Annotated in this window: 21 protein-coding genes; 20 read left to right on the top strand and 1 reads right to left on the bottom strand. The window is 55.8% G+C overall.

Going from position 1 to position 25,587, the window contains the following annotated elements; genetic code table 11:
• Positions 1-43 precede the first annotated feature (43 nt).
• The 13 genes from uhpA to DEU53_RS06370 all read left to right on the top strand — a co-directional run bounded on the left by uhpA (position 44) and on the right by DEU53_RS06370 (position 13,915).
• Positions 44-634: a transcriptional regulator UhpA gene (uhpA, locus tag DEU53_RS06430; RefSeq protein ID WP_110866404.1), complete on the top strand. Its 591-nt coding sequence runs from the start codon at positions 44-46 to the stop codon at positions 632-634.
• Positions 634-2,130, top strand: coding sequence for a signal transduction histidine-protein kinase/phosphatase UhpB (gene uhpB, locus DEU53_RS06425; protein WP_110866403.1), 1,497 nt, complete (start codon positions 634-636; stop codon positions 2,128-2,130). Before uhpA ends, uhpB begins: the two co-directional genes overlap by 1 nt.
• A gap of 8 nt (positions 2,131-2,138) precedes the next feature.
• Entirely contained in the window at positions 2,139-3,467 is a 1,329-nt protein-coding gene (locus DEU53_RS06420; protein ID WP_110866456.1) for an MFS transporter, read from the top strand.
• Between the two features lie 137 nt (positions 3,468-3,604).
• Positions 3,605-4,996, top strand: coding sequence for a hexose-6-phosphate:phosphate antiporter (gene uhpT / locus DEU53_RS06415; protein WP_110866402.1), 1,392 nt, complete (start codon positions 3,605-3,607; stop codon positions 4,994-4,996).
• A 211-nt stretch (positions 4,997-5,207) separates the two neighbouring features.
• Positions 5,208-6,176: an HNH endonuclease signature motif containing protein gene (locus DEU53_RS06410; protein WP_101764045.1), complete on the top strand. Its 969-nt coding sequence runs from the start codon at positions 5,208-5,210 to the stop codon at positions 6,174-6,176.
• A 143-nt stretch (positions 6,177-6,319) separates the two neighbouring features.
• Positions 6,320-7,042 (top strand): RNA polymerase sigma factor FliA, encoded by a 723-nt coding sequence (locus DEU53_RS06405; RefSeq protein ID WP_007891379.1) that lies wholly within the window; start codon positions 6,320-6,322, stop codon positions 7,040-7,042.
• 51 nt (positions 7,043-7,093) lie between these two features.
• Entirely contained in the window at positions 7,094-7,597 is a 504-nt protein-coding gene (fliZ, locus tag DEU53_RS06400) for a flagella biosynthesis regulatory protein FliZ (RefSeq protein ID WP_007891377.1), read from the top strand.
• A 131-nt stretch (positions 7,598-7,728) separates the two neighbouring features.
• The gene (locus tag DEU53_RS06395) at positions 7,729-8,715 is read left to right on the top strand and encodes a D-cysteine desulfhydrase (RefSeq protein WP_110866401.1); all 987 of its coding nucleotides are present in this window, start codon (positions 7,729-7,731) and stop codon (positions 8,713-8,715) included.
• A 107-nt stretch (positions 8,716-8,822) separates the two neighbouring features.
• Complete coding sequence (tcyJ, locus tag DEU53_RS06390; protein ID WP_101764047.1) at positions 8,823-9,623, top strand: cystine ABC transporter substrate-binding protein; 801 nt, start codon at positions 8,823-8,825, stop codon at positions 9,621-9,623.
• A complete protein-coding gene (tcyL, locus tag DEU53_RS06385; protein ID WP_064739084.1) occupies positions 9,623-10,291 on the top strand; it encodes a cystine ABC transporter permease in 669 nt (222 codons plus the stop codon). The genes tcyJ and tcyL overlap by 1 nt, the downstream gene beginning before the upstream one ends.
• Entirely contained in the window at positions 10,288-11,040 is a 753-nt protein-coding gene (tcyN, locus tag DEU53_RS06380; protein WP_064739083.1) for an L-cystine ABC transporter ATP-binding protein TcyN, read from the top strand. The genes tcyL and tcyN overlap by 4 nt, the downstream gene beginning before the upstream one ends.
• 236 nt (positions 11,041-11,276) lie before the next feature.
• Complete coding sequence (locus DEU53_RS06375; RefSeq protein WP_110866400.1) at positions 11,277-12,365, top strand: acyltransferase family protein; 1,089 nt, start codon at positions 11,277-11,279, stop codon at positions 12,363-12,365.
• A gap of 467 nt (positions 12,366-12,832) precedes the next feature.
• A complete protein-coding gene (locus tag DEU53_RS06370; protein ID WP_101764049.1) occupies positions 12,833-13,915 on the top strand; it encodes an acyltransferase family protein in 1,083 nt (360 codons plus the stop codon).
• A gap of 70 nt (positions 13,916-13,985) precedes the next feature.
• Here DEU53_RS06370 and putA read toward each other — a convergent pair whose 3' ends face one another.
• Positions 13,986-17,930, bottom strand: a complete 3,945-nt coding sequence (putA, locus tag DEU53_RS06365) for a trifunctional transcriptional regulator/proline dehydrogenase/L-glutamate gamma-semialdehyde dehydrogenase (protein WP_110866399.1) — start codon at positions 17,928-17,930, stop codon at positions 13,986-13,988.
• Between the two features lie 449 nt (positions 17,931-18,379).
• On the opposite strand from putA, the gene putP reads away from it, so the two are divergent.
• The 7 genes from putP to tssB all read left to right on the top strand — a co-directional run bounded on the left by putP (position 18,380) and on the right by tssB (position 25,586).
• On the top strand, positions 18,380-19,864 hold the full coding sequence (gene putP, locus DEU53_RS06360) for a sodium/proline symporter PutP (RefSeq protein ID WP_110866398.1): 1,485 nt from the start codon (positions 18,380-18,382) through the stop codon (positions 19,862-19,864).
• Positions 19,865-20,073: 209 nt separating this feature from the next.
• Positions 20,074-20,907: an iron uptake transporter permease EfeU gene (gene efeU, locus DEU53_RS06355; protein ID WP_110866397.1), complete on the top strand. Its 834-nt coding sequence runs from the start codon at positions 20,074-20,076 to the stop codon at positions 20,905-20,907.
• 54 nt (positions 20,908-20,961) lie between these two features.
• Positions 20,962-22,077, top strand: a complete 1,116-nt coding sequence (efeO, locus tag DEU53_RS06350; RefSeq protein WP_110866396.1) for an iron uptake system protein EfeO — start codon at positions 20,962-20,964, stop codon at positions 22,075-22,077.
• Between the two features lie 2 nt (positions 22,078-22,079).
• On the top strand, positions 22,080-23,357 hold the full coding sequence (gene efeB, locus DEU53_RS06345; RefSeq protein WP_110866395.1) for an iron uptake transporter deferrochelatase/peroxidase subunit: 1,278 nt from the start codon (positions 22,080-22,082) through the stop codon (positions 23,355-23,357).
• A gap of 297 nt (positions 23,358-23,654) precedes the next feature.
• Complete coding sequence (locus DEU53_RS06340; protein WP_110866394.1) at positions 23,655-23,858, top strand: hypothetical protein; 204 nt, start codon at positions 23,655-23,657, stop codon at positions 23,856-23,858.
• 72 nt (positions 23,859-23,930) lie between these two features.
• Positions 23,931-24,719, top strand: a complete 789-nt coding sequence (phoH, locus tag DEU53_RS06335) for a phosphate starvation-inducible protein PhoH (RefSeq protein ID WP_101764056.1) — start codon at positions 23,931-23,933, stop codon at positions 24,717-24,719.
• Positions 24,720-25,088: 369 nt separating this feature from the next.
• Positions 25,089-25,586, top strand: coding sequence for a type VI secretion system contractile sheath small subunit (tssB, locus tag DEU53_RS06330; protein WP_110866393.1), 498 nt, complete (start codon positions 25,089-25,091; stop codon positions 25,584-25,586).
• Position 25,587: the final 1 nt, after the last annotated feature.

The raw sequence follows: 25,587 nt of genomic DNA, 5'->3' as shown, positions 1-25,587 counted from the left end.
TTATCGCTAAGGTAAGCGCGTTTTTTCGCCGCCAGGAAACTTCATGACCACCATTGCGCTCATCGACGACCATGTGATCGTCCGTTCGGGTTTTGCCCAATTGCTGGGGCTGGAACCGGATTTCCAGGTTGTGGCCGAATGCGGTTCCGGGCGGGAAGCGCTCAATATGCTGCCCGGTCGCGGCGTGCAGGTGTGCATCTGCGATATCTCGATGCCGGATATTTCCGGGCTCGAGTTATTGAGCCAATTGCCGAAAGGCATGGCGACCATCATGCTATCGGTGCACGACAGTCCGGCGCTGGTGGAGCAGGCGCTGAATGCGGGCGCGCGTGGATTCCTCTCTAAACGTTGCAGCCCCGATGAACTGATCGCGGCGGTGCATACCGTGGCCAAAGGCGGCTGCTATCTGACGCCCGATATCGCTCTAAAGCTCGCCTCCGGACGTCAGGATCCGCTCACCAAACGCGAACGCCAGGTGGCGGAAAAACTGGCGCAAGGTTTAGCGGTGAAAGAGATCGCGGCCGAACTGGGCCTGTCGCCGAAAACCGTTCACGTTCATCGCGCCAATTTGCTGGAAAAGCTCAACGTCAGTAACGACGTTGAACTGGCGCGCCGCATGTTTGATGGCTGGTAATGCAGCCACTCTTTTCACGGCTGATTGCCGTCATCGCCAGTTTTTGTATCTTCTCTGCCGCGTGGTTTTGCCTGTGGAGCATCAGCCTGCATCTGGCGGATCGTCCTGAGCTGGCGGTGTTGCTGTTTCCCTTTGGCCTGCGCCTTGGCCTGATGTTGCAATGCCCGCGCGCCTACTGGCCGGTGCTGCTCGGTGCCGAAGGGTTGCTGCTTTATTGGCTGTCGCGCGAAGTGGCGCTGGCGCATCTGCCGCTGCTGATGCTGGGTAGCGTGCTGACGCTGCTGCCGGTGGCGCTGATCTCCCGTTATCGTCATCAGCGCGACTGGCACACCTTGCTGTGGCAGGGCGCTGCGATGGTGTGCGCGGCGCTGCTGCAGGCATTGCCGTGGATCGCAGAACCCACCGCGCTGAATGCGGTGCTGCTCACGCTCACCGGCGCACTGACCGTGGCACCAACCTGTTTGGTGATCTGGCATTACCTCACCAGCACGCGCTGGCAGCCGCTCGGCCCGTCGCTGGTCGGTCAGCCGGTCAACTGGCGCGTGCGCCATCTGTTTGGTTATGTGCTGCTGTTTATGGTCAGTTTGTGGTTGCAGCTTGGGCTGCCTGCAGAGCTGTCGCGCTTCACGCCGTTTTGTCTGGCATTGCCGATTATTGCGCTGGCGTGGCATTACGGCTGGCAGGGCGCGCTGATTGCCACACTGATGAACGCCATCGCGCTGATCGCCAGCCAGACCTGGCACGATCACGCGATCGATCTGCTGCTCTCCCTGCTGGCACAAAGCCTGACCGGGCTGCTGCTCGGCGCGGGTATTCAGCGTTTACGTGAACTCAATCAGTCGCTGCAAACCGAGTTGGTACGCAATCGTCGCCTGACGGAGCGCCTGCTGGAGACCGAAGAGAGCGTCAGGCGCGAAGTGGCGCGCGAACTGCACGATGATATCGGCCAGACCATCACCGCGATTCGCACCCAGGCCGGGATCATGCAGCGCATCAGCCCGGAAAGTGGCGTGAAGCAGAGCGGTATGTTGATTGAGCAGCTATCACTGGGCATTTACGATTCAGTGCGCCGTTTGCTGGGACGCTTGCGTCCGCGCCAGTTGGACGATCTTTCGCTCGAGCAGGCAATCCGTTCGCTGATGCGGGAAATGGAGCTGGAAGGGCACGGCATCATCAGCCATCTCGACTGGCAGATTGATGAAGCGCGACTGAGTGAAGCGCAGCGCGTCACGCTGTTTCGCGTTTGTCAGGAAGGACTCAATAACGTGGTGAAACACGCCAATGCCCGTGCGGTGACGCTGCAAGGCACATTGCAGGACGAGCGGTTGCAGCTGGTAATCGAAGACGACGGCTGCGGCTTACCGCTGGCTTCTCCGCAGCACGGTTTTGGCCTTGCCGGCATGCGCGAACGCGTGACGGCACTCGGCGGCTCGCTGGGGATCTCCTGCACCCACGGCACGCGCGTTAGCGTCACGTTACCGCTGCGCAAGGGATAACCAATATGATGTTCAGATTTCTCAAAGCGCCCGCCAGCGCGCAGCCGATCAGCGATAAAGCGACCATTGATGCGCGCTATCGCTACTGGCGTCGCCATATCATGATCACCATCTGGCTCGGCTATGCGCTGTTCTATTTCACCCGTAAAAGCTTCAACGCCGCATCGCCGGAAATTCTGGCGGCGGGCGTGATGACGCGCACGGATATCGGCCTGCTGGCGACGCTGTTTTACATCACTTACGGCCTGTCGAAGTTTTTCTCCGGCATCGTCAGCGACCGCTCTAACGCGCGCTACTTCATGGGCATCGGGCTGATAGCGACAGGCGTGGTGAATATTCTGTTTGGCTTCTCCACATCGCTGTGGGCTTTCGCCGTGTTGTGGGTGTTAAATGCCTTTTTCCAGGGATGGGGATCGCCGGTCTGTGCGCGTCTGCTGACCAGCTGGTTTTCCCGCACCGAACGCGGCGGCTGGTGGGCGCTGTGGAATACAGCACAGAACGTTGGCGGTGCGCTGATCCCGATGATCGTCGGGGCCGCCGCGCTGCACTATGGCTGGCGCGCCGGCATGATGATTGCAGGCGGACTGGCGATTGTCGCCGGTATTTTTCTCTGCTGGCGCCTGCGCGATCGCCCGCAAACCGTGGGTTTACCGCCGGTCGGTGACTGGCGCCACGATGCGCTGGAGATCGCCCAGCAGCAAGAGGGCGCAGGACTGAGTCACAAACAGATCCTTGCCAAATATGTGCTGCTCAACCCTTACATCTGGCTGCTGTCGCTGTGTTACGTGCTGGTTTACGTGGTGCGTGCCGCGATTAACGACTGGGGCAATCTCTATATGTCCGAGACGCTGGGCGTGAATCTGGTGACGGCCAACTCGGCGGTGACCATGTTTGAACTCGGTGGCTTCGGTGGCGCGTTAGTGGCGGGATGGGGATCGGATAAATTGTTCAACGGCAATCGTGGCCCGATGAACCTGATCTTTGCCGCCGGCATTTTACTGTCAGTGGGATCGCTGTGGCTGATGCCGTTTGCCAGCTACGTGATGCAGGCTGCGTGTTTCTTTACCATCGGCTTCTTTGTCTTCGGCCCGCAGATGTTGATTGGCATGGCGGCGGCGGAGTGTTCGCACAAAGACGCGGCGGGCGCGGCGACCGGCTTTGTTGGCCTGTTTGCCTATCTGGGCGCATCGCTCTCCGGCTGGCCGCTGGCGCGGGTGATCGATGTCTGGCACTGGAACGGTTTCTTTGCGGTCATCGCCTGCGCGGCGGGCATATCGGCCTTGCTGCTGTTGCCATTCCTGCATGCTCAAACGCCGCGCCAGCGCGAGGAAGTGTGATGCATCCCCGCTTTTTACCCTTACATCGACAAAACTAAGAAATTTTCCCGGTTGCGCCGGGCAGTTGTCTCAGGCCGAAACCGCTGCTGATTTTTACAATGCCTGCCATCACGCAGGTCATTAATCAGGAGCACTCCATGCTGGCTTTCTTAAATCAGGTGCGCAAGCCGACCCTGAATCTGTCGCTCGAAGAGCGGCGCAAGATGTGGTTCAAACCCTTTATGCAGTCCTATCTGGTGGTCTTTATCGGCTACCTGACCATGTATCTGATCCGCAAAAATTTCAACATTGCGCAGAACGACATGATCACCACCTACGGACTCAGCATGACGCAGTTGGGGATGATTGGCCTCGGCTTCTCCATCACCTACGGCGTCGGTAAAACGCTGGTCTCCTATTACGCCGATGGGAAAAATACCAAGCAGTTCCTGCCGTTTATGCTGATCCTCTCGGCCATCTGCATGCTGGGCTTCAGCGCCAGCATGGGCGCGGGCTCGGTGAGTTTGTTCCTGATGATTGCGTTTTATGCGCTGAGCGGCTTCTTCCAAAGTACCGGCGGCTCCTGTAGTTATTCCACCATCACCAAATGGACGCCGCGCCGGAAACGCGGCAGCTATCTGGGGATGTGGAATATTTCGCACAACCTGGGCGGCGCAGGTGCGGCGGGTGTGGCGCTGTTTGGTGCCAATTACCTGTTCGATGGGCATGTAGTCGGCATGTTTGTGTTCCCGTCACTGATTGCGCTGGTGGTCGGCTTTATCGGTCTGCGCTACGGCAGCGATTCACCTGAATCTTACGGTCTGGGCAAAGCCGAGGAACTGTTTGGCGAAGAGATCAGTGAAGAGGACAAAGAGACCGAAGATCAGGCGATGACCAAATGGCAGATCTTTGTCGAGTACGTGCTGAAAAACAAAGTGATTTGGCTGCTGTGCTTCGCCAACATCTTCCTGTACGTGGTGCGCATTGGTATCGATCAGTGGTCGACGGTGTATGCCTTCCAGGAATTAAAACTGTCGAAAGAGGTGGCGATTCAGGGCTTCACGCTGTTTGAAGTCGGTGCGTTAGTCGGCACGCTGCTGTGGGGCTGGTTGTCGGATCTGGCGAATGGTCGTCGTGCGCTGGTGGCATGCGTGGCGCTGGCGTTGATTATCGCCACGCTTGGTATCTATCAACATGCCAGCAATCAGTATGTTTATCTGGCGTCGCTGTTTGCTCTGGGCTTCCTGGTGTTTGGTCCGCAGCTGTTAATTGGCGTTGCCGCCGTCGGCTTTGTGCCGAAAAAAGCCATTGGCGCCGCCGATGGCATCAAAGGCACCTTTGCTTACCTGATTGGTGACAGCTTCGCCAAGTTAGGCTTGGGAATGATCGCCGATGGCACGCCCATCTTTGGCTTAACCGGTTGGGCCGGGACCTTTGCGGCGCTGGATGCCGCCGCGATCGGCTGTATTGCCTTAATGGCGATGGTGGCGGTGTTTGAAGAGCGTAAGATTCGCCGTGAAAAGCGTCTGCAACGGTTGAAAGCAGCATGATGTCTAGCCCCGGTTTTCACCGGGGCTTTTTCGGGCGATAAATCCTGCTGACCTAAAACAAATTCATACGCAGGGGAATGGACGATTTTAGCTGCTGCACTACTTCCTCAGAAAAGTAACCACCTTGTTACAGTCCTCGCCCAGATTGCCGATAACTCCCCTCAGAATCATTCCAATTTTTGAACCACATTTTTCCGTTTCTGGGGTGTCTATGCGCTTCAATTATGACTTGTTACCGGGTGAGCTACTGACCTTCGAAGAGATTGCCCTGCGCTACACGCAGCAGCATCCCGACGAGAAAGAGCTTACCGCACGCGGGTTGCTGAGCCCGTCGACCAGCTTTCGCAATTTGGTGATCCGCGCGCTGTTCGCGCAGGAGGAGATCAACAGCCCGATCGAGGATCTGCTGTTTGTCTCGGACGACAACGAGCGCAAAAACTATCTGCGTCGCTTTGAGCATTACCTGAAAAACCAGCAGGCGTTTCTCTACTTCCGGCGCAACGACGAAGCGCGCAAAGAAGGGCGCTGGAAAGTGGTCGGCGAAACCCAGGTGTTTGCCATGCTCGATCCCAATTCGGCAGCGGCGCAGAATCTGCTCAACAGCCGGGGCTTTAAGCTGGTGCTGATGCGGCAGACCGAAGAGGATGAGTATTGGCAGCTGTTCGATGCGCAGGCGCATCCGTGCTTCCCGCTGTCGCGCAAAATCCAGTTTCTGGTGGTGTTGAGCACGCCGCAATACAAAGTGCCGAGCGGCGTGATGCCCGGCACCGAAGTCGGACGCCGTGTGAAAGCCAAAGTGCTGCAGCGCTCCAGCCAGGCGGAGTTCACCTCGGCGGTAAAAGCGCGCTACGGCGCCTGCATTATCACCGGCACGCAGCTGACCGAACGTCACAGCTGGCCGTGGGTGGAAGCGTGCTACATCGATACGCAAGAGAACGAAGAGGGCTTTCTGGCGGATAACAGCGCCGATAACGGCTTATTCCTGCGTAGCGACCTGCAGCGGCTGTTTATCAACAAAATGATAAGCATCAACGCGGAAACCGGTCAGGTGCTGTTTAATCCTGCGCTGGAAACTGAAGCGTTGATTACCCCTTTTTATCAGGCACTTGAGGGCAAAGTTTGCGCATTATGGGACGCGGTGCCGCCTGGCACGCGGGAAAGACTGCGTAATTTGCGCTAACGCCCGCGCGGATGGCGGTGCGATCCACCGCCATCCATAACAAATTTGAAATAACCTCGCTTTTGCCCGCCTATTCTGCCAATCAAAACCCCTACAGAATTGGATAATCATGCCGATAACTTTACTAACGCAGGGTAGTCAACGTGAACGATCTCTATACCGCCGATGGCGTGATGGATAAACATTCGCTCTGGCAGCGCTACGTTCCTCTGGTGCGGCATGAAGCGCTGCGCCTGCAGGTTCGTTTGCCAGCCAGCGTTGAGCTTGACGATCTGCTGCAGGCCGGTGGCATTGGCTTATTAAATGCCGTGGAGCGCTACGATGCGCTACAGGGCACCGCCTTTACTACCTACGCCGTGCAGCGTATCCGGGGAGCAATGCTGGATGAGCTGCGCAGTCGCGACTGGGCACCACGCAGCGTACGCAGAAATGCGCGCGAAGTGGCAGGTGCCATGCATCAGGTAGAACAAGCGTTGGGGCGCTCGGCTACTGAGCAGGAAGTGGCTGAGCGACTGAATGTTTCGCTGGAGGAGTATCGGCAGATTCTGCTCGATACCAACAACAGCCAACTCTTCTCCTACGACGAGTATCGGGAAGAACACGGCGACAGTGCGGAGCTGGTGACGGAGGGGCATGAGGAAGCCAACCCGCTTCATCAGTTGTTGGAAGGAAACCTACGTGACCGCGTGATTGAAGCGATTGAGGCCTTGCCTGAACGTGAAAAACTCGTGCTCACACTGTACTACCAGGAAGAACTGAACCTGAAGGAGATTGGCGCGGTGCTGGAAGTGGGGGAATCCCGCGTCAGTCAACTGCACAGTCAGGCGATCAAACGCCTGCGTGCCCGATTATCGGGGGCGCGCTAACAGTCTCAGTTCCTGGCGATCGAAAAAAACAATAAAACCGGGGACTCAGCAATGGGAGCCAAAGTTAAAGCCAGACCGTTAAGTCGCTATCTTAAAGACTATAAGCACAGCCAAAGCAATTGTTCACACTGTGGCAAAGTTTTAGATCGTATGGCGTTAGTCTTTCGCGGCCAGATCATCAATAAAGAGGCCATCGCACGCATGGACCAAATGATTGACGATCAGGTGTGGATGAAACTCCAGCCAGAATTGACCGCCTTGTGTCGTTTCTGCAGCGATATATTTTGTAATACCCATCCGAATTACTTCGACATTATGGCGTTTAAGCAATACCTGTTTGAGCAGACCGAGATGAGCCACAGTACCATACGTGAGTATGTGGTACGTTTGCGTCGGCTTGATGACATGCTGAAGGCGAAAAATTTCCCGGCCGATCGTTTACGGGGCAATAGCTGGCATGAATGTCTGGAGAACGATCTGCCTGATGCGGGCAATAACAATTACCGCATCGCACTGCGCAAATATGACCAGTTTTTAGGCTGGCAGCAGGGCTGAGGGAGATCCCACCCTTGTTGTTGTCGAGCATGACAGCAACAAGGGCAGCACGCGGTGAATTCCGGGTGCGACTTTTCTCATCTTCTGCAACACTGTATGGATAACTGCACATTGCCCGAATGGAGGCTGCATTGTCCTTACATATTCTGCACCAGTTCCCCCGTCTTGAATTACTCGGTGCGCCTACGCCGCTTGAGCATTTGCCCCGGCTTTCTGATTATCTTGGTCGCGATATCTTTATTAAGCGCGATGACTTCACGCCGGTTGCCCTCGGCGGTAACAAACTGCGTAAACTTGAATTCCTGGCTGCGGATGCGCTGCGCGAAGGCGCGGATGTGCTGCTGACGGCGGGCGCCATTCAATCTAACCATGTGCGTCAAACCGCAGCGGTAGCGGCGAAGCTCGGACTGAAGTGCGTGGCGCTGCTGGAAAACCCGATTGGCACCACGTCAGAAAACTACCTCAGCAACGGCAATCGCCTGATGCTCGATTTGATGGATGTGGAAATCGTCATGGTTGATGCGCTGCACAATCCCACTGAACAGCTGGCCGCTCAGGCCGAACACCTCGAAGCGCAGGGATTCCGCCCGTATATTGTACCGGTCGGCGGTTCCAACGCGCTCGGTGCGCTCGGCTACGTTGAGTGTGCGCAGGAGATTGCGCATCAAAGCGAAGGCGTGGTGGATTTTGCCGCGGTGGTGGTCGCTTCCGGCAGCGCCGGCACGCACGCGGGCCTGGCGGTGGGTCTGGAACAGCTGTTGCCCGAAACCGAATTGGTCGGCGTTACCGTGTCGCGCAAAGTTGAGGCGCAGTTGCCGGTGGTGGAGCGCATTCGCAGCGCGCTGGCTGAGCAGCTGGAAGTGCATGCCAAAGCGCCGATCACCTTGTGGGATGATTACTTCGCGCCGCGTTACGGCGAGCCAAACGATGAGGGCATGGCGGCGGTGAAACTGCTGGCGCGGCTGGAAGGCATCATGCTCGATCCGGTCTACACCGGCAAAGCGATGGCGGGATTAATTGATGGCGTTGCGCAAAATCGCTTCCGTCGTGAAGGTCCGCTGCTGTTCGTGCATACCGGTGGATCGCCGGCGTTATTTGCTTATCACCCTTCGGTCTGAGACAGAACGTAAAAACGGTTTATAATCCGGCGGTTATTCAGAAGAGATCGCCATAAATGGCGACTCTACTAAGCACACAACAACACATCACAATAAATGGGGTAAACATGACTTTCTCTCCAATTCGTCGCCAAATGGTGATGGGCATGATGGCGGTCGCGCTGGTCGCGGGCGTTAACGTTAAATCCTTCGCCGCAGAAGATTTGCTGGCAAAAGTAAAGAGTAAAGGCGAGCTGCGCGTCGGTCTGGAAGGCACTTATCCGCCGTTCAGCTTCCAGGACGAAAAAGGCCAGTTGACCGGCTTCGAAGTGGAGTTCGCGCAGGCGCTGGCTCAACACCTTGGCGTGAAAGCCGATCTGCGTCCGACCAAATGGGACGGCATGCTGGCGTCGCTGGATTCCAAACGCATTGACGTGGTGATCAATCAGGTCACCATTTCCCCTGAGCGCAAGAAAAAGTATGACTTCTCTACGCCGTACACCATTTCTGGCGTGCAGGCGCTGACGCTGAAGAAAAACGCAGCAACTGTCACCAAGCCAGACGATCTGGCCGGCAAGAAAGTCGGCGTCGGTCTCGGCTCTAACTACGAACAGTGGCTGAAGGATAATGTGCCGAAAGCCGATGTGCGTACCTATGATGATGACCCAACCAAGTATCAGGATCTGCGTTCAGGCCGTTTAGACGCCATTCTGGTTGACCGTTTAGCGGCGCTGGATCTGGTGAAGAAAACCGGCGACACCATGGCGGTAGCGGGCCCGGCCTTCTCCCGTCTGGAATCGGGCGTGGCGCTGCGTAAAGGCAACGACGATCTGCTGAAAGCGATCGACTCCGCCATTGCGGACATGCAGAAAGATGGCTCGCTGAGCAAACTGTCTGAAAAATGGTTCGGCGCGGACGTCACTAAATAATGCAGGAAAGCTTACAACTGGTGCTGGATTCAGCACCATTTTTACTGAAAGGCGCGCTGTTCACGCTGCAGCTGAGTATCGGCGGGATGTTCTTCGGCCTGATACTCGGCTTCGTGCTGGCGCTGATGCGCCTGTCACACTTCTGGCCGATCAACTGGCTGGCACGCATCTACGTGTCGATTTTCCGTGGCACGCCGCTCATCGCCCAACTGTTTATGATCTATTACGGTCTGCCGCAGTTTGGTATCGAGCTGGATCCGATTCCCTCGGCGATGATTGGTCTGTCGCTGAATACCGCCGCTTACGCCTCTGAATCGCTGCGTGGTGCGATTGCCGCGATTGAGCGCGGGCAGTGGGAAGCCGCTGCCAGCATCGGCATGACGCCGTGGCAAACGCTGCGTCGCGTGATCCTGCCGCAGGCCGCGCGCACCGCGCTGCCGCCGCTGGGCAACAGCTTTATCAGCCTGGTGAAAGATACCTCGCTGGCCGCCACCATTCAGGTGCCGGAGCTGTTCCGTCAGGCGCAGCTGATCACCTCACGTACGCTGGAAGTGTTCACCATGTATCTGGCGGCCTCGCTAATTTACTGGGTGATGGCGACCGTGCTGTCGGCGTTGCAAAATCGCCTGGAAGCGCATGTGAATCGACAGGATCGGGAGGGCAAATGAGTGCAATTGAAGTCCGTCAGCTGGTGAAGCAGTTTCACGGCCAGACGGTGCTGCACGGCATCGATCTCGACGTGGCACCAGGCGAAGTGGTGGCCATTATCGGGCCAAGCGGCTCCGGTAAAACCACGCTGCTGCGCAGTATCAATCTGCTGGAAGTGCCGGAAAGCGGACGTATCAAAGTTGGCGATATTGCCATTGATGCGGCGCTCGGACTCAACAAGCAGAAGCAGCTGGTGCGCCAGTTGCGTCAGCAGGTTGGCTTTGTGTTCCAGAACTTCAATCTGTTCCCGCACCGCTCGGTGCTGGAGAACATCATTGAAGGGCCGGTGATCGTGAAGGGCGAGCCGAAGGCGGAAGCCATCGCGCGTGCGCGCAGTCTGCTGGAAAAAGTGGGATTGCACGGCAAGGAAGAGAGTTTTCCACGTCGTCTCTCCGGTGGACAGCAGCAGCGTGTGGCGATTGCTCGCGCGCTGGCGATGCGTCCGGAAGTGATTCTGTTTGATGAGCCGACCTCGGCGCTTGATCCTGAGCTGGTGGGCGAGGTGCTCAACACCATTCGCGCGCTGGCGCAGGAGAAACGCACCATGGTGATCGTCACCCATGAGATGAGCTTTGCGCGCGACGTTGCGGATCGCGCCATCTTTATGGATCAGGGACGCATCGTGGAGCAGGGCGCAGCAAAAGCGCTGTTCAGCAATCCGCAGCAGGCGCGTACCCGGCAATTTCTCGACAAGTTTCTTAACCAATAATCCCCAGCGTCGCCTTATAAGGGCGACGCTTTTCTTATATCTCCCGGTATTTTTCTTCTCAGTATTTTCCTAAAGTCAATTAATCTGAATTTAATAAACATCTGAATTTTAACGTTTAAATTTCACCAGCATCCTACGCGACTCAGGGTGATTTCTTATTAGGAAAGTCCCGATTGAGACATCTTTGTAAATATAAATAATTCTTTACAAATTCATGGCGCAATTAGGACATAGCAATGACAACTGCCAGGAAAGAGGTCCTGTGGATCAACACGCTCAAAGGGGGCTGCATTTTGATGGTGGTATTACACCACTCCATCATCACCACGTTCGCGCCTTCGCTGCATCATCTCACTGTTGGGCTGCTGCCAGCGCACTGGTGGGTGGCGTTTAACACCTATCTGTCGCCGCTGCGCATGCCGGCCTTCTTTTTTGTATCCGGTTTGCTGGCTGCCAGTTCAATCACCAAAAAGAGCTGGAAAGAGGTGTTCACCAAGAAGTTCAGCAACATCGTCTATCTCTACCTGCTGTGGGGCGTCATTCAGTGGCTGAGCATTCACTACATCTCCACCCATCTCGGGGAACGGCTCTCCAGTACTAAAAACGCCGCCTATGCGGACACGCCGTTTGAGTTCGTTAAGCTGCTGATGACCTCGATGACGAGCCTGTGGTATCTCTACGCGCTGGCCGGATTCTTCCTGTTCACCAAGCTGTTCCACAAACAGAAGATGGCCTTGATGGCGCTGGCGATCGTCGCGACTTACGCCGCGCAGTTTAGCCTGATTCCCGGCTGGGGACCCGCCAGCGTGGCGCAGAACTATCTCTATTTCCTGCTCGGTGTGTTTTTCAGCCAGGCGTTAATCGAGTTGAGTGAACTGAAGCGTCAGCACTGGTTGATGCTGGGCGGCATTGCGCTGATTGGCCTGCTGCACCATATCGGCGGCATCTATAAGAATCCGTTCTATAGCTTGCTGACCATCGTGTTTGGCATTGTGCTGTGCCGCTTGCTCAATGAACATTTCAATATGGCGTGGCTCAACTGGATTGGCCGTAACACGCTGCAAATCTACGTGCTGCACCGTATCTTTATTGAGCTGTTGGGGCTGAGTGCGATTGTGCTGGCGGTGCATTATGGCTGGTTTGACCATACCGTCTTTAGCTGGGCATGGGCGCTGCTGATGCCGATTACCGGCGTTGCGTTGTGTACCAGTATTTCGCTGCTGGTGTGGACGCTGCTCAATCGTGGTCCGGGCCGCATGCTGTTTCTCTATCCGCGCCTGCTGCGCAAACCTGCGCTCGAAAGCAAAAGCGCGCCGCTGCAATAATTCTTTTGGTCAAGCGCCGCACATTCCGTAGCGGCGCAATTCATTGCGCGATAAATCGCGCCGCTACGGAATGTGCGGTAATAAATCGCCTAGCACAACGCTAATATTCCTGCTTATCCATTTGCCACATTAAATAAATCCACATTTAGAATTTGAATTTAATCTGGCATAAGAAAGGGGGGATTGTTCTTAATTTCCCTGCGCGACAACGATCACACTTATTTTACTTAATCCTCTTTTAGTGACTCAAATTAAGACAAATTTCCTTAGCCTGCTCAGGGTTCTATTTTTGTCTGGATCTGTAAAGTATTGTTATATCAGGACCACAAAAAAACATTTAGGACTTTCGCTACATCATGCCCGCCCCGCCTGTTGAATAATCGTTTAATAATCATAAATGCTACAACGCTTATTTCCTCATCCTTCTTCTTTAAGACCTACACAGCAACAGCAGCGGGAGTCATCATATGAATAACGCCAGGAAAGAAGATATCGCATGGATAAATACCCTCAAGGGAGCCTGCATATTACTGGTGGTGTTGTATCACACCGTATTACCTGGATTCGAAGGCACGGTGAAATTATTGACGGCAGGTTGGATCCCGGCAGAAATATGGGTGCAGTTTAATACCGTATTATCGCCGCTGCGTATGCCGGCGTTTTTCTTTGTTTCGGGCTTATTAGCCACTAACGGTATTTTAAATCGGCCGTGGAAACAGGTGTTTACCAGTCGCATCACCAACCTGTTTTATCTCTATATTTTGTGGGGCTTTATTCAGTGGTGGTCGATTGTTGGCATCTCAACCGAGATCACCGGGCAGCGCATTTCACAGAACCTCAACGCGGCGTATGCCGGTTCGCTGCTGGAGTTCTTAAAGCTGACATTCCTCGCCATGAGCACTTCGTGGTATCTCTACGGCCTGGCGCTCTATTTCCTGTGCGCCAAGATCTTTAAACAGCAGAAAGTGGCGTTGCTGGTGGTGGCGATTGCGCTCAACTATCTGGCGGTGGAGAAGATCATTCCGTATTGGGGGCCACAAAGCGTGGCGCAGTATTTCCTGTTCTTCCTGCTGGGGGCATTCTGGAGCCCGATGATGCTGCGTCTCAGTGAATGGCGTCGTGACAACATTGTGCCGTGGGCGATATTGGCGGCGGTCTCGGGTCTGCATATCATCTTTGGTCTGGATAAGAGCCTGTTCCTGTGCATCCTTGCGGTGCTGGGAAGCGTGGCGGCGTGTCGCTGGCTGAACGCGCGTTTCAAGATGAGTTATTTGAATTGGGTTGGGCGCAACACGCTGCAAATTTACGTGATTCACCGCATCTTCATTGAGTTCTTCGGTATGTCTGCGATTCTGTTCGCCCAGCGCCATCACCTGTTTGAGCAAGCATGGTTCTCCATTCTGTGGGCCTGTTTCTATCCGCTGGCGATTGTTGGCATCTGTTCGCTGTGTTCGGTGGCGGTGTGGCAGGTGACGAATCGTGGATTGGGGCAGTCGCTGTTTGTGTTTCCAACGCTGATCGGGTTGAAGCGGAATAAGTCTGCGGCCTGAAAATTCACGCGATGAATCGCGCCGCTACCAAATCATGCACTGACTGTAGCGGCGCACTTTATTGCGCGTCTTAACCGATGGTCATCAAACTCGCATTACCGCCCGCAGCGGCGGTATTGACGCTGAGTGAACGCTCAATGAGCAAACGCTCCAGCAGCAGATTGGTTTCGCCGCGGGCGAAGCCCTGCACCGAGACAATCGCGCCATCGCGTGCCGCGACCTGCTCACACAGGCTGCGCAGCTGATCGGCATCACCGTGATAAATCACCGCATCAAACTCCGCCGCCAGCGCATCCTTCACCAGCTTGACGTGCGCTTGCACTGCAGCAGGCAAAGACGTACGCAGCGCACGATGCAGCTCATCATCCTGCCAGATGGCCTGACTGCCGACGCTGGTTACCGCCGCCAGTTGCGTCAGCGCGTCTTCTGCGTTATCGGCGATGCACAGCACATGTTCGCGCGGCAGCAGGGTGAAGGTATTGCGCTCGCCGGTTGGGCCCGGCAGCAGACGCACCGTACCGACCTGCGCCAGCTCGTCGTAACGCTGACACAGCGCCAGCAGCTCAGGCTTATCCTGCGCCCACTGCTGCAATGCCTGATGCGCACGCATCAGCTCGGCACGCACTGTGCTATCCACCGGGCGCTCGGCATCCTGACGATCAAAGGTGATACGCAGCGCGCCATCTGGACGGTTGGCCAGCAGGCGATAGAGATAGAGCGGACCGCCGGCTTTTGGACCGGTGCCCGACAAGCCTTCGCCGCCGAACGGCTGCACGCCGACGACCGCACCCACCATATTGCGGTTTACATACAGGTTGCCGACTTTAGCGCTCGCCGTAACCTGCGCGATGGTTTCATCGATGCGCGTATGCACGCCGAGCGTCAGGCCGTAACCCGACGCGTTAATCTGCTCCACCAGCTGCGGCAAGTTATTGCGCGAGAAACGCACCACGTGCAGCACCGGACCAAACACCTCTTTATCCAGATCGCTCACCTGATCCAGCTCGATCAGCGTCGGCTTGATAAAGGTGCCGCTGTTCCACTCTTTGCTGTCCTGTGGATTCTCCTGCGCCGCCTGATAGACGGTGAAGCCCTTGTTGCGCAGCGCCTGAATGTGACGTTCGATATTGGCTTTCGCTTCGGCATCGATCACCGGACCAATGTCGGTCGAGAGACGTTCCGGGTTGCCCATGCGGCACTCGGCCATTGCACCACGCAGCATTTTCAGCGTGTGCTCGGCCACATCGTCCTGCACGCACAGCAGACGCAGCGCCGAGCAGCGTTGACCGGCACTATCAAAGGCCGAAGCCACGATATCCACCACCACCTGTTCGGTGAGCGCTGAGGAATCCACGATCATCGCGTTCATGCCGCCGGTTTCGGCAATCAGCGGCGTCGGACGACCCTGAGGATCGAGACGACCAGCCAGATTACGCTGCAGCAATGTCGCCACCGCGGTTGAACCGGTGAACATCACGCCGCGTATGCGCTCGTCGCCGGTCAGTTGCGCACCCACGGTTTCGCCCTGGCCCGGCAGCAGTTGCAACACGCCAGCCGGTACGCCGGCATCCAGCAGGATGTGCACCGCCTGCGCGGCAATCAGCGGCGTTTGCTCCGCCGGTTTGGCCAGCACGCTGTTACCCGCCGCCAGCGCTGCGGCAACTTGTCCGGTAAAGATCGCCAGCGGGAAGTTCCACGGGCTAATGCACACCACCGGACCAAGCGGACGATGGGTTTCGTTATCGAAATCGTCGCGCACCATGCCAGCGTAGTAATAGAGGAAATCAACCGCTTCACGCACTTCGGCGATGGCGTTGTTGTAGGTTTTACCGGCTTCACGCACCAGCAGGCCAATCAGCTGCTGCATCTGGCCTTCCATCGCTTCGGCGGCACGCTCCAGAATCGCGGCACGCTCCTGCGGTGGCGTCGCGAACCAGATTGGACCGGCATTGACTGCCGCATCTAGTGCAGCCGAGACTTCGGCTTCGGTAGCTTCACGCACGCTGCCCACCACATCTGTTGGTGCAGAAGGGTTAAGCACCGGGCGGCTGACGCCTTCGCCCAATTCACCTTCTACCAGCGGTTGGGCGATCCACGGCTGGCTGGCGCTGTTGAGCAGGGCACTGGAGAGCGACGCCAGACGATGTTCGTTGGCCATATCCAGACCGGCGGAGTTAGCGCGTTTGGCGCCATACAGATCGCGCGGCAGCGGGATTTTCGGATGCGGTAAACCAATCGCGCCTTCCGCAATGCCCATTTTCTCCACGGCGGCAACCGGATCGGCGACCAGCTCATCCAGTGGCAAGGTGTTATCAGCGATGCGGTTAACGAAGGAGGTATTGGCACCGTTCTCCAGCAGACGACGCACCAGATACGCCAGCAGCGTTTCGTGGGAACCGACCGGCGCATAAATGCGACACGGTCGGTTCAGTTTGCCATCGGCCACTTTACCGACAACCTGCTCATACAGCGGTTCACCCATGCCGTGCAGGCACTGGAATTCGTACTGGCCTGGATAATAGTTATTGCCCGCCAGCTGGTAGATCGCCGCCAGCGTGTGCGCGTTGTGGGTAGCAAACTGCGGATAGATCAGGTTCGGCACCGCGAGCAGTTTGCGCGCGCACGCCAGATAAGAGATGTCGGTGTACACCTTGCGGGTATAGACCGGATAGCCTTCCAGACCTTCAATCTGCGCGCGTTTGATTTCGCTGTCCCAATACGCGCCTTTCACCAGTCGAATCATCAGACGGCGACGGCTGCGCTGCGCCAAATCAATCAGCGAATCAATCACGAACGGACAGCGCTTCTGATACGCCTGAATCACAAAGCCGATGCCGTTCCAGCCTTCCAGCTCCGGTTCAAAGCAAAGTTTTTCTAGCAGATCGAGCGACAGCTCAAGGCGATCGGCTTCTTCCGCATCGATGTTAATACCGATGTCATACGAGCGCGCCAGCAGCGTCAGGGATTTGAGGATCGGGTAGAGTTCGTCCATCACGCGCTCATACTGCGCGCGGCTGTAGCGCGGATGCAGCGCTGACAGTTTGATGGAGATGCCCGGACCTTCATAAATACCGCGACCGTTCGACGCCTTGCCGATGGCGTGAATCGCCTGCTGATAGGAAACCAAATAGGCTTTGGCATCGCTGGCGGTCAGCGCCGCTTCGCCCAGCATATCGTATGAGTAACGGAACCCTTTCTCTTCCAGTTTGCGCGCATTGGCCAGCGCTTCGGCGATGGTTTCACCCGTAACAAACTGCTCGCCCATCAGGCGCATCGCCATGTCCACACCTTTACGGATCAGCGGTTCGCCGCTTTTACCGATGATGCGATTAAGCGAGCGCGATAGATTAGCCTCGTTATGGGTAGAGACCAGACGGCCGGTAAACAGCAAGCCCCAGGTGGCGGCGTTAACAAACATCGACGGGCTGCGGCCAAGATGCGATTGCCAGTTGCCATTGCTGATTTTGTCGCGGATTAACGCATCACGCGTCGGCTTATCCGGAATACGCAGCAGCGCTTCCGCCAGACACATCAGCGCCACGCCTTCCTGCGAGGAGAGCGAGAACTCCTGCAGCAAGCTTTGCACCATGCCGGCGCGGCCGGTTGCACCTTTCTGGTGCCGCAATTTATCGGCAAGGCTGTAAGCCAGCTGATGGGTTTTCTCGGCCAGCGGGGCAGGGAGACGCGCTTGTTCCAGCAGCATTGGCACCGCATCCGTTTCCGGACGACGCCATGCGGCGGTGATCGCTGAGCGGCTGACTGACTGCGGTAAAATATGTTCGGCGAAGTCGAGGAAAGGCTGCAGCGCCTCGTCGGGCACGCTTTCATCACCGGCGGCATCAATCAGCAACTGCGGGATTTCCGGCACGGATTCACCGGCTTCCAGCTGCTCCAGATAGTTAAAAATGGCCTGCTTGATCAGCCAGTGTGATGTGCGGTCAAGCTTCTGCGCCGCCAGTTTAATGCGATCGCGGGTGGCTTCATCCAGCTTCACCCCCATGGTAGTCGTTCCCATGATGTCTTCGTCCTCGAAAAGTAGTGATTCAACGCTTGCGTGGCAGCAATATCACCTATGTTGCAACTTTGTGCAACCAGGTTAAATGTGACCTCGGTTGCACGCTTTGAACCGCCGAAAGTGTTAAATCGATAAATGCGGCATGAAAATTGCTGCAAGAAACTCGCCAATGTTGCAACCGCCAGCAACGAGACGGTTCCTGAACCCGATGAGGTGCAACTCAAACTGTGAGCAGGCGCAACCTGCTGGCATTAAAAAAGCGAAGGAAGGTGAAACCGGTGTAACAGCTGTGTTAAATGCATTGTGCGCGCCGACCCTTTGCGGCAGGATACCGCGCCTTAAGAGAAATCGCTTTCTCTGGATGCGGTGAAACCAGGCTGCTGTCCCGTTCCGACAGCGCTGATCAAAAAGATTTCTCTTGATGGATCAAATAATAAGTGGAGAGACTCATGAGTGTAAGTACACCGATGTTGGTGACCTTTGTAGTGTATATCCTTGGGATGGTGCTGATAGGTTTCATCGCCTGGCGATCAACCAAAAGCTTCGACGACTATATTCTCGGCGGGCGCAGTTTAGGGAGCGTCGTGACCGCGCTCTCTGCGGGTGCTTCCGATATGAGCGGCTGGTTATTGATGGGCCTGCCGGGCGCCATTTTCCTGTCCGGGATCTCCGAAAGTTGGATCGCCATCGGCCTGATCATCGGTGCCTGGCTGAACTGGCGCATTGTGGCGGGCCGTCTGCGTGTGCAGACCGAGCATCACGATAATGCGTTAACCCTGCCAGACTTCTTCTCCAGCCGTTTCGAAGATAACAGCAAACTGCTGCGCGTTATCTCGGCGGTGGTGATTCTGATCTTCTTCACTATCTATTGTGCGTCTGGCGTGGTTGCCGGCGCGCGTCTGTTTGAAAGTACCTTTGGTATGGATTACCAGACCGCGCTGTGGGCCGGTGCGGCCGCCACCATCCTCTACACGCTGGTGGGCGGTTTCCTCGCGGTGAGCTGGACCGATACCGTGCAGGCCAGCCTGATGATTTTTGCGCTGATTCTGACGCCAGTTATCGTGATTGTCGCCGTCGGCGGGTTGGATGATTCACTGGCGGTGATCAGGGCGAAGAGCCTTGAAAACCTCGATATGCTGAAAGGGCTGAACTTTGTCGCGGTGATTTCGCTGCTCGGTTGGGGACTTGGCTACTTTGGGCAGCCGCATATCCTGGCGCGCTTTATGGCGGCCGATTCGCATCACACCATCCGCAGCGCGCGTCGTATCGGTATGATTTGGATGATCCTGTGCCTCGGTGGCGCGGTGGCGGTAGGCTTCTTTGGTATCGCCTACTTCGAGAACCATCCCGATCAGGCGGCGGGTGTAAGCCAGAACGGCGAGCGTATCTTTATCGAACTGGCGCGGATTCTGTTCAATCCGTGGATTGCCGGTATCTTGCTCTCAGCGATTCTCGCCGCGGTGATGTCGACCTTAAGCTGCCAGCTGCTGGTGTGCTCCAGCGCCCTGACCGAGGATCTCTATAAAGGCTTCCTGCGTAAAAACGCCAGCCAGAAAGAGCTGGTGTGGGTAGGGCGCTTAATGGTGCTGGTGATTGCCTTGATTGCTATCGCGTTGGCTGCCAACCCGGAAAACCGCGTGTTGGGTCTGGTGAGCTATGCGTGGGCTGGCTTCGGTGCCGCCTTTGGTCCGGTGGTGCTGTTCGGCGTGTGCTGGAAACGCATGACGCGCAACGGCGCGTTGGCCGGTATGGTGATTGGCGCGCTAACCGTATTGCTGTGGAAAGATTATGGCTACGCCGAGCTGTATGAAATCATCCCAGGCTTCGCGTTCGCCAGTATCGCGATTGTGGTATTTAGCTTGCTGGGTCGCGGCCCATCAGAAGCGGCACAGCAGCGCTTTGCCGCCGCCGAAGCCCAATACCACAGCAAGTAACCTCTATCGCCCTTGATGGCGACGTGTTTGATGAACCCCCCGGGTGCGCAGGAGTGCGCACCCTCTAAAACCCGCTCCCCCATCCGCAAAACAAAATTAATTTCCTGCAGTGACTTGTATTTCTCTCTTCAGTAATGATAATCACTATCGTTCGCACTTTACGTTTTTTTACCTAAGGTTTACCCTTCTTAAAATTCAAGAGGTTGGTGATGTTCGTTCCCTTTCTCATTATGCTGCGCGAAGGTCTGGAAGCAGCGCTCATCGTCAGCCTTATTGCCAGCTATCTCAAACGCACTCAGCGTACCCAATGGTTTCCCGCCATGTGGGCCGGCGTATTTATCGCTGCCGCGCTCTGCTTAGCGTTGGGCATCTTTATTAATGAAACTACCGGTGAGTTTCCTCAGAAACAGCAGGAGCTGTTCGAAGGCATTGTCGCGGTGATTGCCGTGGTGATCCTGACGTCGATGGTGTTCTGGATGCGCAAAGTTTCGCGCAATATCAAAGCCACGCTGGAAAAATCGGTCGATCAGGCGTTGCAGAAGCAGGGCAGCAGCGGCTTCCCGCTGGTGCTGATGGTGTTTCTGGCGGTGGCGCGTGAAGGGCTGGAGTCGGTGTTCTTCCTGCTGGCCGCGTTCACGCAAGATGTGGGTTATGCGCCGCCGCTCGGCGCGGTGCTCGGCCTCGCAACCGCCGTGGCGCTGGGCTTTTTGCTCTATTACGGCAGCATCCGCCTGAACATGGCGCACTTTTTCCGCTGGACCAGTTTGTTCATTCTGTTTGTCGCAGCGGGGTTGTCCGCCGGCGCCATTCGCGCCTTCCATGAGGCCGGTTTGTGGAATCACTTCCAGGATGTGGCGTTTGATATGAGCAACACACTCTCAACGCACTCGGTGTTCGGCACGCTTTTGGAAGGGATTTTAGGTTACCAGGAAACGCCAAGCGTCAGCGAAGTGGCGGTGTGGCTTGCCTATCTCATCCCGGCGCTGCTGCTGTTTTTCTTCCCGGCCCGGCCTGCAGTCAACGCGGCACGTACCACACGCTGAAATTTAATCAGGCGCGATTGCGCGCCTGTTCTTCCATGTAACAGGGATATCACTATGACGATTCGCTTCCGCCGCAAGGCGCTGTTGGTTGCTATGCTGGCGCTTTCCGGTGCGGCTACTGCTGCCGTCCCGCAAGTCACGGTCACCGTGACGGACAAACAATGTGAGCCGATGTCGCTCAACGTGCAGGCCGGTAAAACCCAGTTCATCATCAAAAACAACAGCCAGAAAGCGCTGGAGTGGGAGATCCTGAAAGGGGTGATGGTGGTGGAAGAGCGTGAAAACATCGCGCCTGGCTTCAGCCAGAAACTCACCGCCAATCTGGAAGCGGGCGAATATGACATGACCTGCGGCCTGCTCAGCAACCCGAAAGGAAAGCTGGTGGTGAGCGGCGATGCGAAGAAAGCGGCAAACGGTAAACCGGATGTGCTGGAGCTGGTTGGCCCGATCGCCGACTACAAAGTCTACGTGATGAATGAAGTGAAAGAGCTGGTAGCGGGCACCAAAGCGTTTACCGATGCGGTGAAAGCCGGCGACATCGAGAAAGCCAAAGCGCTATTCGCACCTACGCGCGTGCATTACGAACGTATTGAACCTATTGCTGAGCTGTTCTCAGATCTGGATGGCAGCATTGATGCGCGTGAAGATGACTTCGAGAAGAAAAATGAAGATCCGAAATTCACCGGTTTCCACCGCCTGGAAAAAATCCTGTTCGCCGATAACACCACCAAAGGTGCCGAAGAGTTCGCCAGCAAGCTAAATCAGGATGTGCTCGATCTGCAAACCCGCATCAGCGAACTGGCGTTCCCACCGGCGAAGGTGGTTGGCGGCGCAGCCGGTCTGATTGAAGAAGTGGCCTCCAGCAAGATCTCTGGTGAAGAGGATCGTTACAGCCGTACCGATCTCTCCGACTTCCAGGCCAACATTGATGGCGCGCAGAAAATCGTTGATCTGCTGCGTCCGCTGCTGCAGAAAAACAACCCGCAGCTGCTGGCGAAAGTGGATGCTAACTTCAGGAAAGTCGACGGCATTCTCAGCAAATATCGCACCAAAGATGGCTTTGAATCGTACGAAAAACTGACTACCGCTGACCGTAACGCGCTGAAAGGCCCGATTACCACGCTGGCGGAAGATCTCTCACTGTTGCGTGGAACCTTGGGTCTCGACTGATCATGAGTGATAAAAATGACGCGGCGCAGCCGTCGCGTCGTCGATTATTGCAGGGATTAGGCATGTTGGGTGGCGCAGCCGCCCTCGGCGGCGGTTGTCCGTTTCATACCGCAGCCGCCGATAGCTTCTCTCCCGGCACGGTTGCACCCAACTTGCGCCAACAGGCGCAACCTTTTTACGGCGCCCATCAGGCCGGTATCGTCACGCCGCAGCAGGCATCCATGATGCTGGTGGCGTTTGATGTGCTGGCGAGCGACAAAGCCGAGCTTGAACGTCTGTTCCGCTTGCTAACCGATCGCTTCGCTTTTCTCACGCAAGGTGGACCGGCGCCGGCGGTCACCAATCCGCAGCTGCCGCCGATGGATTCGGGGATTCTCGGTGCCGATATCGCGCCCGACAATCTCACCATGACGTTATCGGTCGGCACCTCGCTGTTTGATGAGCGCTTCGGCTTAAGCAAACACAAGCCTGCGCAGCTGCAAACCATGACGCGTTTTCCCAACGATTCGCTGGATGCGGAACAGTGCCATGGCGACCTGCTGCTCCAGATTTGCGCTAACACCCAAGATACGGTGATCCACGCGCTGCGCGACATCATTAAACGCACGCCCGATCTGCTGGCGGTGCGCTGGCGTCGCAACGGTTTTATTGCCGACCACGCGGCGCGCAGCAACGGCAAAGAAACGCCGATCAACCTGCTGGGCTTCAAAGATGGTACCGCCAATCCCGATACGCATAATCCGGCATTGATGGATCAACTCTTGTGGGTCACGCACGAACAGCAGGAACCGGCGTGGACGCACGGCGGCAGCTATCAGGCGGTGCGTATCATCCGTTTTCACGTAGAGATGTGGGACCGTACGCCACTCGGCGAGCAGCAAACCATCTTCGGTCGTGAGAAGTTATCAGGCGCGCCGCTGGGTATGAAAAACGAGCATGACGTACCGGATTACAGCAAAGATCCCGATGGCGATTTTATCGCGCTGGATGCGCATATTCGTCTCGCCAATCCACGCACGCCGGAAACCGACAGCAGCTTGATGCTGCGGCGCGGTTACAGCTATTCCAGCGGTATTACCGGCTCAGGTCAGCTGGATATGGGTTTATTGTTTGTTTGCTACCAGCATGATTTAACCAAGGGCTTTATTACCGTACAGCAGCGTCTCAATGGCGAAGCGCTGGAAGAATATATTCGCCCGATTGGCGGCGGATACTTTTTCGCGCTGCCGGGCGTGGCGGATAAAAACCATTATCTCGGGCAACCTTTATTGCAGGCCTGATTAATAAATGTGCAGCGCCTGCGATGGTCACCTCTTCGCAGGCGCATTTGTTAAGTATTCCTTAAACTTTCCGCTGGAAGTAATCACTTCCGAATGTTCTTAAAAAGTTATGTTACCCGTTAATAAATCATCTATATGATAAATATGAGAAATTTAATTTAAGGTAAAAGACCTTAGGCTTCGCTTATCTTTTTTTCTTTACTGCTACGTAAAAATAATGTTGCAAACCACCGCAAATATGATGCACTTTATTCATAAGCGTTGTCAGTTGTGTGGCTAAGCCACTGGAGTTCGCGCATGATTCGTCTCTCTTTGGGACAGTTAAATAGTTTCACCACACGCAGTCCACTGCGGGGGATTTCTTCCCTCCAACGTAACCTCGCTACTTTTCAAACATCGTTCTTGTTCAATCTCATTTTCTTTACCGGTGCGCGCCTGCGTCTCGGCGCTGATGCACACCATTCTCACTGGCTCGACACGGCTTACAAGGAAGCCAACTAAACCTCTAAAGCGTTCAAGTCATCGCCGCGGGTGATCCGCCGCGATAAATGAAACCAACTGTAAGGTGCCACTATGGGAAGACAGAAAGCAGTGATCAAAGCACGTCGTGAAGCAAGACGCGTTATTCGTAGCGACTCTCGCAGTCACCGTCAGCGTGAAGAAGAATCGGTCACTTCGCTGGTGCAAATGGGTGGGTTGGATTCGATTGGTATGGCACGTGATGCACGTGACCGCGGGCCGATTGAAGCCAGAAATGAAGCTCAGGCACACTATCTCCATGCCATAGAAACGAAACAGCTTATTTTCGCCACCGGTGAAGCCGGCTGCGGAAAAACCTGGATTAGCGCAGCCAAAGCGGCTGAGGCCCTGATCAATAAGGATATCGAAAGGATTATCGTAACGCGCCCGGTGCTGCAGGCGGATGAAGATCTCGGTTTCCTCCCCGGAGATATTTCCGAGAAATTCGCGCCTTATTTCCGACCGGTCTATGACGTTCTGGTTAAACGTCTCGGCGCTTCCTTTATGCAATACTGCCTGCGGCCCGAAATTGCCAAGGTAGAGATCGCGCCCTTCGCCTACATGCGTGGACGTACCTTTGAAAATGCGGTGGTGATCCTTGATGAGGCACAAAACGTCACCGCCGCACAGATGAAGATGTTCCTGACTCGCCTGGGGGAAAACGTGACGGTTATCGTCAACGGCGATATTACCCAGTGCGACCTGCCATCCCACGCCAGGTCTGGCCTTGCCGATGCGTTAGCGCGCTTCGAAGAGGATGAGATGATCGGCGTGGTGCGTTTCGGCAAAGAGGATTGCGTCCGTTCAGCGCTGTGCCAACGCACGCTGCACGCTTACAGTTAACCGTTTGATTGAGAATGTAGCTTAAGTAAAACCCGGCGCGCGCCGGGTTTTTTTATTGTGTCCCCCCTCGGCTCGACACCATCCCCCTGCGGTAACAATTAGCGCCACTGTATTATTGATACCTGTAAAAGTATTTTTGGTGATAAATGGCACTCCCGGTCAAAAATAATTTTAAGAACAATCCTAGTCACTTTATCAGGGTTCATCAGTGGCTTAACTCAAATCATAAGAAATTTCCTATATAAATCAGACCGCAAAGATCATCTCGCTTTATTGCCTTCCTAAAATTCCAGCTATATATTCGCGCGGTAACACACAGGGAAAGTGTGCCTACGCGTGCTTTCCGCGCCATTTTTACAAGGAGTAAACATGAGCAACTCTTACCAGAATGAAATCCCTAAAGCCCGTATCAACCTCAAGCTTGACCTGCACACCGGTGGAGCGGCGAAGAAAACCGAGCTCCCTCTCAAGCTGCTGGTGACCGGCGATTTCAGTAACGGCGCGGAAGACCGCCCGCTGTCTGAACGCGAAAAAATCAACGTCAACAAAAACAACTTCAACAGCGTGCTGGCCGATATCGCGCCAGCGGTGTCATTTGCCGTGCCGAACACCCTGGCCGGTGACGGCAGCGAAGAGAACGTTCAGCTTAACTTCCGCGACATGAAAGACTTCGAGCCGGAGCAGGTTGCCCGCCAAATCCCTCAGCTGCGCGCCATGCTGGCGATGCGCAATCTGCTGCGCGACCTTAAATCCAACCTGCTGGATAACGTCACTTTCCGCAAAGAGCTGGAAGCCATCCTGAAAGATTCGGCACTAAGCGATGAACTGCGCAGCGAGCTGTCTGCGTTAGCCACCGATCAAGCCTGAT

The organism is Pantoea sp. AG1095 (genome assembly GCF_003208415.1).
GTDB classification, from domain to species: domain Bacteria; phylum Pseudomonadota; class Gammaproteobacteria; order Enterobacterales; family Enterobacteriaceae; genus Pantoea; species Pantoea leporis.
This window is presented reverse-complemented; position numbering and strand designations above follow the sequence as displayed.